Here is a 15,391-nt window from a genome sequence, read left to right on the forward strand (position 1 = left end):
CACGTTACGAATGAACCGGCTCAGGCTTTATCCATCTCCTGCGCCAGTTCTATGGCACGATTACGGCAGGCGGTCAGGGCGCGCAGCACCATAGTATCCAGCCCGTCGGCCTGAAAACTGAGAATCGCCTGTTCGGTTGTGCCCTTGGGAGAGGTGACACGACGACGCAGCTCTGCTGGCTCCTCACCAGTTTCCTGAACCATGCGGGCGGCCCCGGCTGCAGTTTGCAGTGCCAGGGCTTTGGCGGTTTTCCGACTCAGCCCCAGGGCCTCGCCAGCATCAATCATTGCTTCCATCATCAGGAAGTAGTAGGCAGGGCCGGAGCCTGAGACAGCGGTGACGGCGTCTATTTCGCTCTCCTGTGAAACCCAGACGGTGATACCGACGGCGCCGAGGATCTGCTCTGTCTGTTCGCGCTGCAGCTGGCTGACCAGATCATTGGCAAACAGGCCACTGGCACCCGTCTGTACCAGCGAGGGCGTATTGGGCATGCAGCGCACGGTGGGTATTGGGGTACCGATCCAGCGTGTCATGGAGGAGATGGTGACACCTGCTGCCAGGGATATGAGCAGCGGTTTGCGATTCGACAGCGTCTGACTCAGTTCGGTACAGACCTGCCTCATCACCTGAGGTTTGACACCCAGAATCACGATATCCGAGGCAGCGACCGCTGCGTGGCTGTCAGCAGTGGTTTTCAGGCCCTGTGCCTTGAGATCGGCCAGCTTGTCGGCATTGGGTGCTGCAGCCCAGATGTGGTCGGCGGGATAACCGTTTTTAAGCAGGCCGCCGATGATGGCGCGGGCCATGTTTCCGGCGCCGATGAAACTGATGGTGGGGTGCTGATTCACAATGATTTCCTTCAGATCTATCTGTTTCGATATCTATCACGTTCTCAAGTACGGGTTTTGAGACGAGGGCCGAACAGGGCGGTACCGATTCTGACCATCGTTGAGCCTTCCGTAATGGCGGCCTCCAGGTCACCCGACATGCCCATCGACAGAGTATCCAGCGTTGGAACACGCTCTCGTACCTGCTCAAAAAGAGCCCTCATACGGGCAAATGCCTGACGCTGCGTTGCCGGATCGTCTGTGGCTTCTGGAATCGCCATCAGGCCACGCAGACGCAGGTGCGGCAGAGCAGCGATCTGTTCGGCCAGTACTGAGGTTTCTGCTTCGCTGCAGCCGGCTTTGTTGGCTTCATCGCTGATATTGACCTGCAGACAGATGTTCAGGTCGCCCCTGTCCGCCGGACGTTGTTCAGACAAACGCTGGGCTATCTTGAAGCGATCCACACTGTGAACCCAGTCAAATGCTTCGGCGATCGGTCGGGTCTTGTTCGACTGAATCGGGCCGATGAAGTGCCACTCAAGCGGCAGATCTGACAGCTCCTGCATTTTCTGTTGGGCTTCCTGCAGATAGTTTTCGCCGAAAAGGCGCTGTCCTGCCGCATAGGCCTCGCGCAACTCGTCACTCTTGCGTGTTTTGCTCACGGCCAGTAGCGTGACAGAGCCGGGCTCGCGCACTGCCAGCTGCTCACATCGACTGATCTCCTGGCGTACCTCTGACACTTTCTCTGCTATTATTGACATCATGATTATCTGGTTATTCTGATTGGCATGGGCAACCTATTCTGCTAGAACTTAACATTCAATTGAAAGCTTTGTGAGTCTGAACCCATGGATATTACCGAACTCTTGTCATTTGCCGTACAACAGGGTGCATCCGACCTGCATATCACGGCCGGCATGCCGCCGATGATCCGTGTCGATGGCGATGTGCGGCGTATCAAACTGCCAGCGCTTGAGAACAAACAGGTGCAGACGCTGGTATACGATATCATGAATGATAAGCAGCGTAAGGAGTATGAGGAACACATGGAGGCAGACTTCTCGTTTGAAGTGCCGAAAGTATCCCGCTTCCGTGTCAATGCCTTCAACCAGCATCGCGGCGCGGCAGCGGTGTTCCGTACTGTTCCGAGCAAGGTGTTGACCCTTGATGATCTTGGCATGGGCAAGGTGTTCAAGGATCTGTCAGAGAAGCCCAGAGGGCTGGTGCTGGTGACCGGGCCGACAGGCTCGGGTAAGAGTACAACGCTGGCGGCGATGATCGACTATGTCAATGATACCCGCTCTGATCATATTCTGACGATCGAGGACCCGATCGAGTTTGTGCACGAGAGCAAGAAGTGCCTGATCAACCAGCGTGAAGTGCATCGTGATACACACAGCTTCTCCAATGCACTGCGCTCGGCACTGCGTGAAGATCCGGACGTGATTCTGGTGGGCGAGATGCGTGACCTGGAAACCATCCGTCTGGCACTGACGGCAGCCGAGACCGGCCATCTGGTATTCGGTACACTGCATACCACCTCGGCAGCCAAAACCATTGACCGTATCATTGACGTTTTCCCTGCAGCGGAGAAGGATATGGTGCGCTCGATGTTGTCGGAGTCCTTGCAGGGCGTTATTTCGCAGACGCTGATGAAAAAAACCAAGGGTGGCCGAGTGGCGGCGTTTGAGATCATGATCGGCACTCCGGCTATCCGTAACCTGATCCGTGAAGACAAGGTCGCACAGATGTACTCCGCTATACAGACGGGTGCATCAGTCGGTATGAAAACCCTGGATCAGTCATTGACCGAGCTGGTGCAGAAAGGGCTTATTTCGCGTGAAGCTGCCCGCGAAAAGGCCAAAACACCCTCCTCATTCTGATTTGAAAAAGGAGTCCTGCCATGGACTTTACACAACTGCTCAAGGTGATGTCTGATCGCGGCGCGTCAGATCTATTCGTGACGGCGGGTGCTGCACCAGCCATTAAAGTGGATGGTACGATCAAACCACTGACAAAAGAGTCGCTGAAGCCTGCTCAGGCACGCGCTCTGGTATACAGCACGATGAATGACAAGCAATTGGCCGAGTTCGAGGGCACGCATGAGTGCAACTTTGCAATCAGTGCGCCGGGCATCGGACGTTTCCGTGTCAGTGCCTTCATTCAGCGCAATACACCGGGTATGGTGTTGCGCCGAATCGACACCTATATTCCCAGCCTCGAAGAGCTGAATCTGCCGCCGGTGCTGAAAGATCTGTCGATGACGAAGCGCGGCCTGATCCTGTTTGTCGGTGGTACTTCAACCGGTAAATCGACCTCGTTGGCGTCGATGATCGACTATCGTAATGAAAACTATGCCGGTCATATCATCACCATCGAGGATCCGATCGAGTATATCCACAATCACAAGAAGAGCATCATCACTCAGCGTGAGGTGGGGCTGGATACCGATTCCTTTGAAATCGCACTGAAGAATACGCTGCGCCAGGCGCCGGATGTGATTCTGATGGGTGAGATACGCTCCATGGAAACGATGAAGTATGGTCTGCAGTTTGCCGAGACCGGGCATCTGTGTATGGCAACGTTGCATGCCAACAACGCCAACCAGGCGCTGGATCGTATCATCTCTTTTTTCCCGGCGGATCATCATGATCAGTTGTGGATGGACCTGTCACTGAACCTGAAAGCGATTGTGGCGCAGCAACTGTTGCCGACCGTGGATGGCAAGGGCAGACGCGCTGCGATAGAGGTGTTGATCAATACGCCATTGATCAAGGATCTGATCCGCAAGGCTGATGTGCATGAGATCAAGGATGTGATGAAAAAATCCACCAACCTCGGTATGCAGACCTTTGATCAGTCGCTGTTCAAACTCTATAAAGAGGGTGTGATCGCTTACGATGTGGCGCTGACCCATGCCGATTCGGCGAATGATCTGCGTTTGATGATCAAGCTCGATGGCTCCACTAACGTGCCCGAAGGCAAGGGTGGTGGTGACGGCGATATGCCAAGCTTCACCTTGCAGGATGAGGAAGATAACCTGAATATTTCAGGCTCTGTCGACGTTAAGGCGATGTAGTGGTGAGATCAGCCATATCCCGGATACCTTGGTGTGAGGCGCCGGGATGCGCCCCACTATCGCAGAGTTAATACTCCAGTTTCGGAGTTCGCGCCCAGATGAGTGTCGGGTGCCGGGGGTGACTATCCGGGGGAGTCCGCAACAGGGATGTTGCGGTCTAGGCCCCATGGATGGGTTTACGCCGACCCCGGATAGGCGCACCCGGTACCCGGCACGGCCCAATGGCACGATCCTTCATCAATCGCGATACACCACCTTGCCACCCAGCAGTGTCACCTTCACCCTACCAGTCAGTGTTTTACCTGCAAAGGGCGTGTTCCAGCCATTGGAACGCAGCTTTTCGGGATTCAGTGTCCAGGTCTCTGCCGGATCGAAGATGCAGATATCGGCACGGCTGCCAATCTCCAACGTGCCATCATCCAGCCCCAGTATTCTGGCGGGGGCAGAGGTAAGCTTTTCGATCAGTTGCGGCAGGGCTAGCAGTTGCTGTTCAACCAGCTTCAGGCTCAGCGGCAGTAGTGTTTCAAGACCACTCAGGCCCGGCTCCGTATCGGCAAAGGGTGCCTGCTTGGAGATCAGATCCTGCGGTTGATGGTCGGAGCAGATCGCCTGCAGGGTGTCGGTCACCAGCCCCTGACGCAGCCCTGCACGGTCCAGGGGACTGCGCAGTGGCGGGATCAGATGCAGTGCGGCATCAAATTCGCTGACATCTTCATCACACAGCAGAAGATGATGCACAGCGACATCGGCGGTGATGTTCAGGCCGCGTTGCTGTGCGGCTTCGATAAGGCGTATGGAGCGATCACAGCTGAGCTGACCGAAGTGGGCGCGCACACCGGTTTGTTCCACCAGCAGCAAGCAGCGGGCCACTTCAATGGTTTCTGCTGTTTCGGGGATGCTGTTCAGGCCCATGCGGGTGGCATTGGCGCCATCATGAATACAGCCATTGTGCGCCAGAGCAGCATCCTGTGGCTGGAAGATAACCAGCAGATCATGAGTAGCGGCATACTCCAGACAGCGCAGCAGCACCAGTGAGCTGGGCACCGGCTGGCGGGCGTTGGTAAAGGCGATGCAACCTGAGCTGGATAAAGCATGCAGAGGCGCAAGCTGCTCACCGCCCAGATCCCGTGTCAGGGCACCCATCGGCAATACGCGCGCGAAGCCGGCATCTGCTGCACGATCCTGAATCAGTTCGGCAACCGCAGGGTTATCGATGCAGGGACTGGTGGTTGGTGGGGTTACCAGAGTGGTGATGCCGCCTGCTGCTGCGGCCGCTGTTTCGCTGGCAATGGTACCTTTTCGGGTGAAGCCGGGCTCGCGCATGTGTGCGCAGAGATCGATCAGCCCGGCACAGACAACTTTGCCCTGGGCATCGATAACTTCGGCACTGCCAAAACCATCAGGGGCATCGCCGATCGCTACTATCACACCCGAATCGACGTAGAGGTCTGTAATCTGGTCCAGTTCCTGAGTCGGATCGATCACTCGTCCGCCTTCGATTTTGATTTTCATCTTGAGACTTGACCCCTTAAATCAGTTCAGGCTGTTTCTGGATATCGGTGAGCTGTCCGCTCATGGCCATCGACATCACGGCCATCCTCACGGCGATGCCGTTGGTCACCTGATTCATGATCAGGGAGCGAGGGCCGTCTGCCACGGCTGACTCTATCTCGACTCCACGATTGATCGGACCGGGATGCATCACCACAGCATCTGCCTTGGCGTAGGCGAGCTTGTCGTTGGTCAGACCGTAGAGTTTGTAGAACTCGGCTTCGCTCGGCAGCAGGGCGGTTTGCATCCGCTCCTTCTGCAGGCGCAGCATCATCACGACATCAACATCACGCAGCCCTGCCGCCATCTCCTGAAACACCTTGACCCCCATCGCTTCGATATGGGAAGGCAGCAGTGTTTTGGGGGCGATCACACGTATTTCACCAGCACCGAGGATCTTCAGAGCGTGGATCTGGGAGCGTGCAACCCGCGAGTGCAAAATATCGCCGACGATGGCAACTTTCAGATTGGCGAAGTCACCCTTGTGCTGGCGGATGGTCAACATATCCAGCATCGCCTGAGTGGGGTGCGCATGGCGTCCGTCTCCGGCGTTGATGACGGCAACATCGGGTGTGACATGCTGGGCGATGAAGTGAGCCGCCCCACTGCTGGAGTGGCGCACGACAAACATGTCCGAGTGCATCGCACGCAGCGTCATCAGGGTGTCTTTAAGAGTTTCGCCCTTGGATGTCGAGGAGGTGCTGATATTCAGATTCAACACGTCTGCCGACAGGCGCTTGGCGGCGAGCTCGAAGGTGGACAGGGTGCGAGTGCTGGCTTCAAAAAACAGGTTGACCACTGTCTTGCCACGCAGCAGAGGTACCTTTTTCACCTGTTGTGCACTCATATCAACAAAGGAGTCAGCCGTGTCCAGGATCTCTGTCAGCAACTCGCGTGACAGACCTTCAACGGTCAGGAAATGCTTGAGCTGACCGCTGCTGGTCAGTTGGATCGATGCCGGGGCTTCATTCAGTTCAGACATGTCGGTTGGCCTTGGGCTGTCGCGTTCAGTTGCGTTGTTTAATCTCTAGTGTCAGCGGGTCGGGGCCGCAGAGTTTGATCTGCTGCTGCTCGTCGAGCAACAGTGTAGCACCGGTTACGTCTGCCTGAATCGGCAGTTCCCGGCGCTGCAGGTCGAGCAGGGTGACCAGTGTCACGCTGGCAGGGCGCCCGAAATCAAACAGCTCATTCAGTGCGGCACGAATGGTGCGGCCGCTCATCAGCGCATCATCAACCAGGATCAGGTTGCGATCTTCGGTGGCGCAGGGCAGTTGTGAAGGCTGTACCTTGGGGTTCATCCCCACGCGGGTAAAGTCATCCCGGTAAAAGCTGATATCAAGCACTCCCAGCGGACTGCTCAGCTCCAGTTGCTTGTGCAGACGTTCTGCGAGCCAGACACCACCGGTGCGAATTCCGATCATCAGCGGATCGGTGATTCCGCGTTCATGGATCAGCGCTTTCAGATCCTGGCCCATCTTATCGAGGAGCTGATCAACATCAAGGTTTCCCGCTACCATTAAAGGTCCTCCAGTCGGGTGTGGCTTGGAACAGGTGTATCGGAATTGAACCAGTCTTCGAGGATCAACTGAGCGGCAATGCCATCCACTGACTCCTTTTTGAAATTGTTGCCGCCGCCCGCTTCGAGATGAATACGCTTGGCTTCAACACTGGTCAGGCGTTCATCAATGATAAAACAGGGCAATTGATAACGTTCGTTCATGCGGTTGGCGAACTTGCGTGCTCGGTGAGCCATATCGCTGATGCTGCCATCCATGTTCAGCGGAATGCCGACTACCAGAGCCTCCGGTTGCCATTCGGCGATGATCCGTCCAAGCGCATCCCAGTCTGGAATGCCATCGCGTGCCGTTATCGGCTTGAGAGGAGATGCAGTACCGGTCAGAGCCTGTCCATAGGAGATGCCTATTCGGCTGGTGCCGAAGTCAAAGCCCATCACACGTTGGTAGTATTGTTTCATGCACTCACATGTCTGGCGTATCAGGCATGTCCGGCATGAGCAGTCATCAGTTGCAGATTGACACCCAGGACGGACGCAGCAGCCTGAAGTCGCTCCTCGGCTGGAATTTGGAACAGTATATCGGAATTTGCCGGGCAGCTTAACCAGCTGTTTTCGCTTAATTCCTGCTCCAGCTGTCCCGGACCCCAGCCGGCATAGCCCAGTGCCACCAGGAATTTATCCGGCCCTTCACCTATGGCGAGTGCTTCGAGTATATCGACAGAGGTGGTCAGGCTGATATCAGGTGTTACCGCATAGCTGGATAGCCACTTCTGACCTGGTTTATTGAGGTGTAGCACAAAGCCGCGATCCGTGTGCACAGGGCCACCGGCATAGACTGGGGTTGGCTTGAGGGCGAGGCGGGTGTAGTCCAGATCAATATGGTTCAGAAGATCGTGCACCATGATACCGGTGGTCCGATTGATCACTATCCCCATGGCTCCATATTCGCTGTGATCACAGATGTAGGTAACCGTCCTTGAAAAGTGCTGGTCTGCAAGGTGAGGCATGGAAATGAGAAGCTGATCGCGCAGTGTAGTAGGTTCCTGCATGGTATTCACCAACATTGAGATCCTTGTATCTAAGCATTAGTACACCTGGGCTCTTTTCTCAAACTTCCAGGTGCGAATTATCTCCAGAACATCCGTATTTTTTCTCATCTCGATCGTAAAGGGTTGAAAAGGTGCTGCAAGCTGCACAATACGTATGGCGGCATCATCCAGTACCTGATATCCCGAGGACTGCAGTACTTCGATGTTCTGGACGCTGCCATCGGGTTGGATGGCAACCAGCAGGCGCAGACTTCCATGCTGATTATTGCGCCTTGCCTCATCAGGATAGTTGAGGTTTCCGATAGACTCAATTCGGCGCCGCCAGTTATCCAGATACACAGCATCATCATGCTGCATGGTGGAAGCGGCAGTCAGTCGCCTGACTCGCGGTCGCTTGGCCAGGTTTTGCTGTTCCATTTGCAGTTGTGCCTGAAGACTGGCGATCTCCATGCTGCGTGCCAGCAGTGACGTGGAGCCACCGCTGATGGTGGGTGGAGGTGTGCTGGCTGGCTCCAGTTGCTGCTGATCCGGTACCTGCTCGGGCTGCGCACTGGTAGTGGTGACAGTCGTTTCGGTGCCGGGCTGCTCTAATGGTACAGGCTCCGGCTCCGGCTCCGGTTCTGGCAGAGGCTCGGGGATCGGAACCGGCTCTACCGGCTCGGGTTCGGGGATTGGATCTGTGGGTATCTCAAGTGGTGATTGCTCGCTTGTATCCTCACTTTCCAGCGGTGCTTCTTCGCGGGTTGAGGGTGCTGCAACCTCCTCGCTGTCGCCGCTGCCGAGCTGATTGAGTTGTGCAAAGAAGTCGGCATTGTCCGGGGCTTCTTCAGCCACATACTGAGCCAGGGTGATATCAAGAGTGTGATCCGTGGTGGCAGGTTTGGGCAGAGTGAAGCCGACCGACAGAATCAGCAGGCCGTGGGCCGCAAGGGCAATAAACAGATTGAAGCCGAGGCGATTAAGCCCCGGCTCATTCCAGCTTATGTCAGCAGCTCCGTGAGATCTCATCTTTCACGCAATTGTTGCTCTATGCAGTTCATCAGATCCATGCCTATGTTCAATCCAAACTGTGTATCCAGTTCACGGATACAGGTAGGGCTGGTGACATTGATTTCGGTCAGATAATCGCCTATCACATCCAGCCCGACAAACAGCAGCCCTTTTTCGCGCAGAACAGGTGCAACCTGTTCGCAGATCCAACGATCACGATCCGTCAGTGGGCGACCTTCACCACGCCCACCGGCCGCCAGATTGCCGCGAGTCTCGCCAGCGGAGGGAATGCGTGCTAATGCATAGGGAACAGGTTCACCATTAATCATCAGAATGCGTTTGTCGCCTGCAGCGATTTCCGGGATATAGCGCTGTGCCATGATCATCTGCTGACCATGGCGTGTCAGGGTTTCAATCACCACACCCAGATTCATGCCGTCGTCACCGATACGGAATATTGAGGAGCCGCCCATGCCGTCCAGAGGTTTGAAAATGACATCCTTATGTTCGGCATGAAAGCGGCGCAGCAGCGCGTCACTGCGGGAAACCAGCAGCGGTGGACAGCACTGCGGGAAGTGCGTGGCGAAGAGTTTCTCGTTGAAGTCACGCAGGCTCTGAGTACGGTTGACGATCAGAGTACCGGCAGACTCCGCCATGGCGAGCAACTGTGTGCTGTAGAGAAATTCATTGTCAAACGGGGGATCCTTTCGCATCAGGATCACATCCATATCACTCAACGGGCGGTTCTCATACTCACCACGGCTGAACCAGTTACTCGGGTCCATCGCGACTTGCAGTGGTGCCATGCTGGCTTTGGCGCTACCGTTTTCCAGAAAGAGGTGCTGAGGCTCCATGTACCAGAGCTCCCAGCCCTTCTGCTGGGCAGCATGAAGCATCGCCAGAGAGCTGTCCTTCTTGTAGCTGATGGCGTCAATTGGATCCATGACGATGCCAACTTTAATGCGCATGTGAATGTTCCTGTCTGATTCGTTTCTGCGGCTGTTGGGAACCGGGTCTGAGTAAATATTAACCCAGATCACCCCAAAGATACTGCAAAATTGCACTGGCAACGATGGGGGCCGTTTCGGTACGCATGACTCGTGGGCCGAAGCATACGGGGATAAACCCCTTGCTCTTGGCGAGTGTCACCTCATTCTCTGTCAGTCCGCCTTCGGGACCGATCAAGAGTGCGACAGACACGGGGCGTGGAAGGTTCCCCATGGGTTGTGTGTCGTGATGATGCAGGACCAGCTTCAGGTCCGCATCGACCTGATCGAGCCAGTCCGCCAGTGGTTGTGGATGGGCGATGTCGGGGATCTGGTTGCGTTGTGATTGCTCGCAGGCACTGATGGCGATCTGCTGCCAGTGACGCTGGCGCTTGTCCTGGCGTTCGCTGGTCAACTTGACCTCGCAGCGTTCCGTGAACAGTGGAGAAATGACGGCGCATCCCAGCTCGGTGGCTTTCTGTACGGCGAAATCCATGCGCTCACCGCGAGACAGAGTCTGGCCCAGCTCTATTTTCAGTGGAGATTCCGCCGCGCGGACTTCGCGATGCAGAATCCTGACACTGGCATCGCGCTTTCCGGCAGCGCTGATGCTGGCGTAATAGTCATGGCCATCACCATTGAACAGAATCAGTTCGTCGCCGACACGCAGGCGCAGCACACGAATCGCATGCTGCGCGGTGTTTTCACTGAGGCTTATCTCACTGTGCTCTGCCAGCGGCTGCGGCTCATGGAATCGTGGGATACGCATGAGGTCAGATGCCGGCAGCTTTTTTCAGTGCGTCAGCCTTGTCGGTTTTTTCCCAGGTGAAGGCAGTGAAGTGTTCAGTCTGCTCAATACCATCCTGATCAATCCAGCTATAGCTGGTTTCGAAAGGCTCCCGGCCGAAGTGGCCATAAGCTGCTGTCAGCTGGTACATCGGATGCAGCAGGTCCAGCATGCGGGTGATCGCAAAGGGGCGCAGATCGAAATGCTCTCTGACCAGTTCGATGATGCGCTCATCGCTGATTTTACCTGTGCCGAAAGTGTTGATCGACACGGAGGTCGGTTCAGCAACACCGATTGCATAAGACACCTGAATCTCGCAACGATCAGCCAGACCCGCTGCCACCAGGTTTTTTGCAACATAGCGCCCAGCGTAAGCCGCTGAACGGTCAACCTTGGAGGGGTCTTTACCAGAGAAAGCACCGCCGCCATGGCGTGCCATGCCACCGTAAGTATCGACGATGATTTTACGACCGGTCAGACCGCAATCGCCCACTGGGCCACCGATGACGAACTTGCCCGTCGGGTTGATATGAAAACGGGTGGTGTCGCTGAGCCATTCCGCCGGGATCACCTGCTCGATGATCTCGCGCTTGACCATGCGACGCAGCTCTTCCTGATCAATTTCCGGGTCGTGCTGGGTTGAGAGAACGATTGCATCGACGCCGCAGGGCTTGCCCTGGTCATCGTAACGGAAGGTAACCTGACTCTTGGCATCCGGACGCAACCAGGGCAGCAAGCCGCTTTTGCGCAGCTGTGCCTGGCGCTCGACCAGGCGGTGTGCATAGTGGATGGGCGCAGGCATCAGGCTGTCAGTTTCATTGGTGGCGTAGCCGAACATCAGGCCCTGATCACCGGCGCCCTGATCTTCGGGATTGCTGCGATCGACGCCCTGGGCGATATCCAGACTCTGCTTGCCGATCAGGTTGATCACGCCGCAGGTTTCTCCATCGTAGCCAACTCGCGAGGAGGTGTAACCAATCTCCATGATCACGCGGCGAACCAGATCTTCCAGATCGACCCAGGCGCTGGTGCTGATTTCGCCGGCAACGATTGCGACTCCGGTCTTGACCAGTGTTTCACAGGCCACGCGCGCATTTTTGTCGCGTGCGATAATGGCGTCGAGTACGGCATCGGAGATCTGGTCGGCAATCTTGTCCGGGTGGCCTTCTGAAACGGATTCAGAGGTGAACAGAGAATATTCGCTCATTGCGGTTGTAATCCTTGAACTGGGTGATGACTTGGCAAAATGCTCGCGCAACAGAATACGAGCCGATTATGCGAAAAGGATCTATTTTACCGGTACTGGACAGACTTTTCATAACTCTTGCAGGTGTTAATCATGAAAAATTTGCGATATTCATATGAAAATAGCTCTTTTGGTCGCAATTGTATTTGAAGATGAGATCCAACTGCGAGAAAATTGGCGTCCGTTTTTAACCCGAACCAAAACCTCAAATGGGCCAGACCCAGGAGTTGATTGAATGTCCTCTCGTCGAGAACTTGCCAATGCTATTCGTGCACTGAGCATGGATGCCGTACAGAAAGCCAAATCCGGTCATCCAGGTGCACCAATGGGGATGGCGGATATCGCCGAAGTGCTGTGGAACGATTATCTGAAGCATAATCCTGCGAATCCTGACTGGTTTGATCGTGACCGCTTCGTGCTGTCCAATGGTCACGGTTCCATGCTGATCTACTCGCTGCTGCACCTGACCGGTTACGATGTCTCCATCGATGACCTGAAAAACTTCCGCCAGCTGCACAGCAAGACAGCCGGACATCCTGAGTATGGTTACTGTCCAGGCGTTGAGACCACCACCGGTCCATTGGGCCAGGGTGTCAGCAATGCGGTGGGTATGGCGATAGCCGAAAAAGTACTGGCATCCCAGTTCAACCGCGATGGGCACGACATTATCAACCACTACACCTATACCTTCCTGGGCGATGGCTGCCTCATGGAGGGTATATCCCATGAGGTCTGCTCACTCGCCGGAACGCTGGGCCTGGGCAAGCTGATCGCTTTCTGGGATAACAATGGCATCTCCATTGATGGTGAGGTTGAGGGCTGGTTCACGGATGACACGCCTGCGCGCTTTGAGTCCTATGGCTGGCAGGTGATTCGTGATGTCGACGGTCACGATGCTGAGCAGATTGCTGATGCCATTGAGCAGGCCCGCAGCAACACTGAACAGCCGACATTGATCTGCTGCAAGACCATTATAGGTTTTGGTTCACCGAACAAGCAGGGTAAAGAGGATTGCCACGGGGCACCTCTGGGCGAAGACGAAATTCTGCTGGCGCGCGAGCAGTTGCAGTGGCCGCATATGCCGTTTGATGTGCCGGGTGAGCTTTATGAAGACTGGAATGCTGTCAGCTATGGTGAAAAGGTTGAGCAGGAGTGGAATGAGCGCTTGAGTGCTTATCAGCAGGCATTCCCAGAGCTGGCTGCAGAACTGCTGCGCCGTCTGAAGGGTGAGCTGCCAGCAGACTTTGCTCAGCAGACGCATGCCTGGATTCGTGATGTTGCAGCCAAGGGTGAAACCATCGCCTCACGTAAGGCGTCACAGAATGCACTGAACTCTCTCGGTCCTGTTCTGCCTGAGTTTCTGGGTGGCTCTGCTGATCTGGCGGGTTCCAACCTGACGATCTGGTCTGGCTCGAAAGGGGTCAGCCGCGAAGATGCCAGCGGTAACTATCTGTACTATGGTGTGCGCGAGTTCGGTATGAGCGCGATCATGAACGGTATTGCGTTGCATGGTGGTTTCATTCCTTATGGCGCGACCTTCCTGGTATTCATGGAGTATGCCCGTAACGCCGTACGCATGGCTGCGTTGATGAAGCAGCGTGTGATCTTCGTTTACACCCACGATTCTATCGGTCTGGGTGAAGATGGCCCGACTCATCAGCCGATCGAGCAGCTTGCCAGCCTGCGCCAGACACCCAACATGGAAACCTGGAGGCCTTGTGATGCGGTTGAGTCTGCCGTGTCCTGGCAGCAGGCGGTAATGCGGACCGACGGCCCCAGTGCGCTGATCTTCTCTCGCCAGAATCTGCCACATCAGGCGCGCAATGATGACCAGGTGGCACAGATCGAGCGTGGTGGCTATATCCTGCGTGATACCGCTGGTACACCTCATGCGATACTGATCGCGACAGGTTCAGAAGTTTCACTGGCCATGGAAGCGGCAGAGCTGCTGGCGTCAGAAGGTAAGCAGGTGCGTGTCGTATCCATGCCCTGTACCGAACGCTTTGACAAGCAGAATGCGTCTTACCGTGATGCAGTGTTGCCTGCAGCGATCACGACACGAGTGGCAGTTGAAGCGGCTCAGGCCGACTTCTGGTACAAGTATGTCGGTCTCAATGGTGCCATACAGGGTATGAACAGCTTTGGTGAATCGGCACCGGCTGGTGATCTGTTTACACACTTTGGTTTCACTGCTGAGAACGTAGCTGCGAAGGTGCGCGCTCTGCTCTGATCCATTTGATCCGCACACGACAGAAGAGGGGCAGCTGAAGAGGTATCAGAAGCTGATCCCTCTTTTTATCTGGACACACTGATGAGCTTTCGTATTGCAATCAATGGTTATGGCAGGATCGGGCAGAGTGTGCTGCGTGCCATCTATGAGGGTGGCTGGCAGTCACAGTTTAAGGTGGTGGCACTCAATGAACTGTCGGACATTGCTACCGTTGCCTATCTGACCCGCTACGACACGACCCATGGTCGCTTTCCCCTGCCTATTACGCAGGATGGTGACCACCTGCTGATCGCCAATGACCGGATTCAGGTGCTCAATGAGAGCGATCCGGCGCGTTTACCCTGGGGGGAGTTGGAAATCGACCTGGTGCTTGAGTGTTCGGGAGCCTTCTCCAACCGGGCCATGGCGATGCAGCATATCCAGAGTGGAGCAAAACGTTTGCTCTTTTCACAGCCGGCTGAAGCCGACGTGGATGCAACCATCGTGTATGGTTACAACCATGAGCAACTGAAGCCTGCGCACAAGATCGTATCGGCGGCCTCCTGTACCACCAATTGCATCATTCCGGTTCTGGATCTGCTGGATCGTGCCTTTGGCATAGAAAACGGCGTGACCACGACCATCCACTCCGCGATGAATGATCAGCCGGTGATTGACAGCTACCATCGCACGGACCTGCGTCTGACTCGCAGCGCGCTGCAATCCATCATCCCGGTAGACACAGGGCTGGATCGTGGTATTGATCGACTGCTGCCGCATCTGGCAGGACGTTTCCAGTGTTTGCATGTCAGGGTACCGACCATCAATGTGTCACTGATGGATATGTCGATCAATCTGGGTCGTGATACCAGTGTTGCAGAAGTGAACGAGTTGCTCCGGAATGCCTCTGAAGGCGCTTTGCAGGGGCTGTTGGGGTATACGGAAGAGCCGCATGCGTCGGTTGATTTCAATCGTGATGCACGCTCGGGGGTGGTGGATGGCACCCAGACACGTGTATCAGGTGGACGACTGCTGAAGCTTATGTGCTGGTTTGATAACGAATGGGCCTACGCCAACCGAATGCTGGATGTGGCCGGTTACTGGCTGCAGACGCGCTAGAATTTTAATAACTATTTTAAAAACAATTTTAA

General features: G+C 55.5%; 15 protein-coding genes. 4 read left to right on the forward strand and 11 right to left on the reverse strand.

The window, feature by feature from the left end:
* Window positions 1-20 precede the first annotated feature (20 nt).
* Both proC and F7R27_RS00655 read right to left on the reverse strand, forming a co-directional pair.
* A complete protein-coding gene (gene proC / locus F7R27_RS00650; RefSeq protein ID WP_151702296.1) occupies window positions 21-848 on the reverse strand; it encodes a pyrroline-5-carboxylate reductase in 828 nt (275 codons plus the stop codon).
* 44 nt (window positions 849-892) lie between these two features.
* Entirely contained in the window at window positions 893-1,588 is a 696-nt protein-coding gene (locus tag F7R27_RS00655) for a YggS family pyridoxal phosphate-dependent enzyme (RefSeq protein ID WP_151702297.1), read from the reverse strand.
* Between the two features lie 87 nt (window positions 1,589-1,675).
* Between F7R27_RS00655 and F7R27_RS00660 the strand changes: the two genes are divergently transcribed.
* Together F7R27_RS00660 and F7R27_RS00665 are read left to right on the forward strand one after the other, a co-directional pair.
* Complete coding sequence (locus tag F7R27_RS00660) at window positions 1,676-2,710, forward strand: type IV pilus twitching motility protein PilT (protein WP_151702298.1); 1,035 nt, start codon at window positions 1,676-1,678, stop codon at window positions 2,708-2,710.
* Window positions 2,711-2,730: 20 nt separating this feature from the next.
* Window positions 2,731-3,906, forward strand: coding sequence for a PilT/PilU family type 4a pilus ATPase (locus F7R27_RS00665; protein WP_151702299.1), 1,176 nt, complete (start codon window positions 2,731-2,733; stop codon window positions 3,904-3,906).
* 237 nt (window positions 3,907-4,143) lie between these two features.
* Here F7R27_RS00665 and F7R27_RS00670 read toward each other — a convergent pair whose 3' ends face one another.
* From F7R27_RS00670 to metK, 9 genes are read right to left on the reverse strand one after another with little or no spacing between them, the layout of a single operon-like run.
* Window positions 4,144-5,418, reverse strand: a complete 1,275-nt coding sequence (locus F7R27_RS00670) for a dihydroorotase (protein ID WP_151702300.1) — start codon at window positions 5,416-5,418, stop codon at window positions 4,144-4,146.
* A gap of 16 nt (window positions 5,419-5,434) precedes the next feature.
* Window positions 5,435-6,439 carry an aspartate carbamoyltransferase catalytic subunit gene (locus F7R27_RS00675; RefSeq protein ID WP_151702301.1) on the reverse strand — a complete coding sequence of 335 codons (1,005 nt, stop codon included), beginning with the start codon at window positions 6,437-6,439 and terminating at the stop codon, window positions 5,435-5,437.
* Window positions 6,440-6,464: 25 nt separating this feature from the next.
* Window positions 6,465-6,974 (reverse strand): bifunctional pyr operon transcriptional regulator/uracil phosphoribosyltransferase PyrR, encoded by a 510-nt coding sequence (gene pyrR / locus F7R27_RS00680; protein WP_151702302.1) that lies wholly within the window; start codon window positions 6,972-6,974, stop codon window positions 6,465-6,467.
* Complete coding sequence (gene ruvX, locus F7R27_RS00685) at window positions 6,974-7,432, reverse strand: Holliday junction resolvase RuvX (protein WP_151702303.1); 459 nt, start codon at window positions 7,430-7,432, stop codon at window positions 6,974-6,976. The genes pyrR and ruvX overlap by 1 nt, the downstream gene beginning before the upstream one ends.
* Before the next feature lie 20 nt (window positions 7,433-7,452).
* On the reverse strand, window positions 7,453-8,022 hold the full coding sequence (locus tag F7R27_RS00690) for a YqgE/AlgH family protein (RefSeq protein ID WP_151702304.1): 570 nt from the start codon (window positions 8,020-8,022) through the stop codon (window positions 7,453-7,455).
* A gap of 36 nt (window positions 8,023-8,058) precedes the next feature.
* Window positions 8,059-9,030, reverse strand: coding sequence for an energy transducer TonB (locus tag F7R27_RS00695; protein ID WP_151702305.1), 972 nt, complete (start codon window positions 9,028-9,030; stop codon window positions 8,059-8,061).
* Entirely contained in the window at window positions 9,027-9,980 is a 954-nt protein-coding gene (gene gshB, locus F7R27_RS00700) for a glutathione synthase (RefSeq protein WP_151702306.1), read from the reverse strand. Before gshB ends, F7R27_RS00695 begins: the two co-directional genes overlap by 4 nt.
* 58 nt (window positions 9,981-10,038) lie before the next feature.
* Complete coding sequence (locus tag F7R27_RS00705) at window positions 10,039-10,767, reverse strand: 16S rRNA (uracil(1498)-N(3))-methyltransferase (protein ID WP_151702307.1); 729 nt, start codon at window positions 10,765-10,767, stop codon at window positions 10,039-10,041.
* A gap of 4 nt (window positions 10,768-10,771) precedes the next feature.
* Window positions 10,772-11,992, reverse strand: a complete 1,221-nt coding sequence (gene metK / locus F7R27_RS00710) for a methionine adenosyltransferase (RefSeq protein ID WP_151702308.1) — start codon at window positions 11,990-11,992, stop codon at window positions 10,772-10,774.
* A gap of 274 nt (window positions 11,993-12,266) precedes the next feature.
* On the opposite strand from metK, the gene tkt reads away from it, so the two are divergent.
* Both tkt and F7R27_RS00720 read left to right on the forward strand, forming a co-directional pair.
* Window positions 12,267-14,261, forward strand: a complete 1,995-nt coding sequence (gene tkt, locus F7R27_RS00715; RefSeq protein ID WP_151702309.1) for a transketolase — start codon at window positions 12,267-12,269, stop codon at window positions 14,259-14,261.
* An 81-nt stretch (window positions 14,262-14,342) separates the two neighbouring features.
* Window positions 14,343-15,359: a type I glyceraldehyde-3-phosphate dehydrogenase gene (locus tag F7R27_RS00720; RefSeq protein ID WP_151702310.1), complete on the forward strand. Its 1,017-nt coding sequence runs from the start codon at window positions 14,343-14,345 to the stop codon at window positions 15,357-15,359.
* Window positions 15,360-15,391 lie beyond the last annotated feature (32 nt).

The organism is Nitrincola alkalilacustris, assembly GCF_008973755.1.
GTDB classification, from domain to species: domain Bacteria; phylum Pseudomonadota; class Gammaproteobacteria; order Pseudomonadales; family Balneatricaceae; genus Nitrincola; species Nitrincola alkalilacustris.

Excerpts from the sequence above, each read along its gene's own strand:
- F7R27_RS00655 (WP_151702297.1), bottom strand. The coding sequence starts at position 1,588 with ATGTCAATAATAGCAGAGAAAGTGTCAGAGGTACGCCAGGAGATCAGT.
- F7R27_RS00660 (WP_151702298.1), top strand. The coding sequence starts at position 1,676 with ATGGATATTACCGAACTCTTGTCATTTGCCGTACAACAGGGTGCATCC.
- F7R27_RS00665 (WP_151702299.1), top strand. The coding sequence starts at position 2,731 with ATGGACTTTACACAACTGCTCAAGGTGATGTCTGATCGCGGCGCGTCA.
- F7R27_RS00670 (WP_151702300.1), bottom strand. The coding sequence starts at position 5,418 with ATGAAAATCAAAATCGAAGGCGGACGAGTGATCGATCCGACTCAGGAA.
- F7R27_RS00675 (WP_151702301.1), bottom strand. The coding sequence starts at position 6,439 with ATGTCTGAACTGAATGAAGCCCCGGCATCGATCCAACTGACCAGCAGC.
- pyrR (WP_151702302.1), bottom strand. The coding sequence starts at position 6,974 with ATGGTAGCGGGAAACCTTGATGTTGATCAGCTCCTCGATAAGATGGGC.
- ruvX (WP_151702303.1), bottom strand. The coding sequence starts at position 7,432 with ATGAAACAATACTACCAACGTGTGATGGGCTTTGACTTCGGCACCAGC.
- F7R27_RS00690 (WP_151702304.1), bottom strand. The coding sequence starts at position 8,022 with ATGCAGGAACCTACTACACTGCGCGATCAGCTTCTCATTTCCATGCCT.
- F7R27_RS00695 (WP_151702305.1), bottom strand. The coding sequence starts at position 9,030 with ATGAGATCTCACGGAGCTGCTGACATAAGCTGGAATGAGCCGGGGCTT.
- gshB (WP_151702306.1), bottom strand. The coding sequence starts at position 9,980 with ATGCGCATTAAAGTTGGCATCGTCATGGATCCAATTGACGCCATCAGC.
- F7R27_RS00705 (WP_151702307.1), bottom strand. The coding sequence starts at position 10,767 with ATGCGTATCCCACGATTCCATGAGCCGCAGCCGCTGGCAGAGCACAGT.
- metK (WP_151702308.1), bottom strand. The coding sequence starts at position 11,992 with ATGAGCGAATATTCTCTGTTCACCTCTGAATCCGTTTCAGAAGGCCAC.
- tkt (WP_151702309.1), top strand. The coding sequence starts at position 12,267 with ATGTCCTCTCGTCGAGAACTTGCCAATGCTATTCGTGCACTGAGCATG.
- F7R27_RS00720 (WP_151702310.1), top strand. The coding sequence starts at position 14,343 with ATGAGCTTTCGTATTGCAATCAATGGTTATGGCAGGATCGGGCAGAGT.